This is a genomic window from Streptomyces sp. SID13726, assembly GCF_010548375.1.
GTDB lineage: Bacteria > Actinomycetota > Actinomycetes > Streptomycetales > Streptomycetaceae > Streptomyces.
The window spans coordinates 1-641 of record NZ_JAAGLY010000137.1 but is presented as its reverse complement, the minus strand read 5'-3'; the positions used below and the strand labels follow the sequence as shown (position 1 = coordinate 641).

At 70.2% G+C, this 641-nt stretch carries 1 pseudogene; it reads left to right on the top strand.

Features of this window, described 5'->3' with window-relative positions:
- Positions 1–352: 352 nt before the first annotated feature.
- Positions 353–641, top strand: a pseudogene (locus G3I78_RS46785) (acyl-CoA desaturase); the annotation flags it as partial.

Below are 641 nucleotides of genomic sequence, written 5' to 3'. Positions count from 1 at the left end.
GCGCTACTGGGAGGTGGGCTCCGGGATGCGCGGGGGCGTCTGGACTCCTTCCCGGCCGTTGCCGGGAGGGGCCAGGGGGGTGTCCCCCACCTGATGCGCAGCTCGGCTGCCCGTGCGGACCGCGCTGTCCGACGACACCAGGATAGGTGTCCGGGCCTCGTGCCTCGCTAAACGTCTCACCAGGCGGCGCGCGGGCTGCCGCGAGCGCCCCCGAGAGCGCCTCGGGCCCGGTCGCGCTCCCCTTGCCCCGGGGCGCGCCTTTGCCATACTTACGTTGCCGTAGGTTACGGATCCGTAGCCAGGGCCGGCGCCCAGGCGCCCCGCCGATTCCTCACCCCCCAGGGGACCCTTCATGACCACCAGTCCCGAAGTGATCGAGGCCGCCTCGGCGACCTCCGATTCCGCTTCCCCCGTGCCCTCCGCGACGCTCGGAGGCGAGAACAAGCGGTCCGTGGAACAGATCGCCCTGCTGCTGTTCATCGTCGTTCCCTTCCTGGCGCTCCTGGCGGCGGTCCCGCTGGTCTGGGGCTGGGGAGTGAGCTGGCTGGACCTCGGCCTGATGGTGTTCATGTACTTCCTGGCCTGCCACGGCATCACCATCGGCTTCCACCGGTACTTCACCCACGGTTCCTTCAAGGCGA